A 1,391-nucleotide genomic window follows, 5' to 3' on the forward strand; every position below is an offset into this window, starting at 1 on the left:
CGTAACGGCGGGGTGGCGGTGGCGCCGGAGATCGTCACCGGCAGCGGCCAGTTCGTCCGCCCGCAGGGGCTGGCCAAGCCGAAGCCGGTGGTGGCCGGCGAAGGCAGCGTCACCTTCAACTTCGAGAACCAGCCGGTCGAGTCGGTGGTCAAGGCGATCCTGGGCGACCTGCTGCACGAGAACTATTCGATCACCCCGGGGGTGCAGGGCAACGTGTCCTTCTCCACCTCCCAGCCGGTGACCAGCGATCAGGCCTTGCCGATCCTGGAGACCCTGTTGTCGTGGACCGGCAATGCGCTGGTGCGCACGGGCGGGCGCTACGTGGTGATGCCGGCCAAGGACGCGGCGGCCGGCAACCTGGTCCCGAGCCTGGGCGCGGCCGCGCCGCAGGGCGGGCTGCAGGCGCGGCTGTTTCCGCTGCACTACATCTCGGCGGTGGAGATGCAGAAGCTGATCAAGCCCTTTGCGCGGGCCGACGCGGTGCTGCTGGCCGACCCGACCCGCAACGTGATGGTGATGGCCGGGACCCCGGCGGAGCTGGACAACTACCAGCGCACGGTGAGCACGTTCGACGTGGACTGGCTGCGCGGGATGTCGGTGGGCGTGTTCAGCCTGCAACGGGCGGACGTGAAGGAGCTGATGCCGGCGCTGGACAAGCTGTTCGGCGACAAGGGCAACACGCCGATGGCCGGGATGCTGCGGTTCATTCCGATCGAGCGGACCAACGCGCTGGTGGTGATCAGCCCGCAGGCGGAGTACCTGGAGGAAGTGCGCGGCTGGATCGACCGGATCGACCGGGGCGGCGGCAACGAGCCGCAGCTGTTCGTGTACGACGTGCGCAACGTGCAGGCGGCGGACCTGGCCGATTACCTCAGCGACATTTACGGCAGCGGCGGGGGCGGGCGCTCGTCCGACCGCGGCGGCAAGGTCGGCCCGGGGTTGACCTCGAGCACGGTCGGCGGCGGGGACAGCGACAGCGACCTGGGCAACCGCGGCGGCACCGGGATGGGCAGCACGGCGGGCGGCTTCGGCAACACGACGGGCAATGCGCTGGGCGGCGGCGGGAGTACGACGGGCAGCCTGGGCGGCGGGAGCACCGGGACCGGTTTCGGCGCGACGACCCAGGGCAGCAACAGCCTGGGCGGCGACGACAGCAGTAACGGGTCGCGCCGGCGCAGCGGCGGGGCGACCACCGAGGACGGGGTGCGGATCACCTCGGTCGATTCGAACAACCAGCTGATGGTCCGGGCGCGGCCCGCGCAGTGGGCCGAGATCGAGCAGGCGATCAAGCGGCTCGATGCGGTGCCCTTGCAGGTGCAGATCGAGACGCGGATTCTGGAAGTGACCCTGACCGGGGAGTTCACCTTCGGCGTGCAGTGGTATCTGGAAGG

At 70.2% G+C, this 1,391-nt stretch carries 1 protein-coding gene; it reads left to right on the forward strand.

The features are described 5' to 3' along the window. Nucleotides 1-1,391: secretin N-terminal domain-containing protein (locus tag EC912_RS19260; RefSeq protein ID WP_279389046.1), on the forward strand; the 1,391-nt coding region annotated here is incomplete at both ends.

The sequence above is a fragment of the Luteibacter rhizovicinus genome (genome assembly GCF_004342265.1).
In the GTDB taxonomy this organism is placed as follows: domain Bacteria; phylum Pseudomonadota; class Gammaproteobacteria; order Xanthomonadales; family Rhodanobacteraceae; genus Luteibacter; species Luteibacter rhizovicinus_B.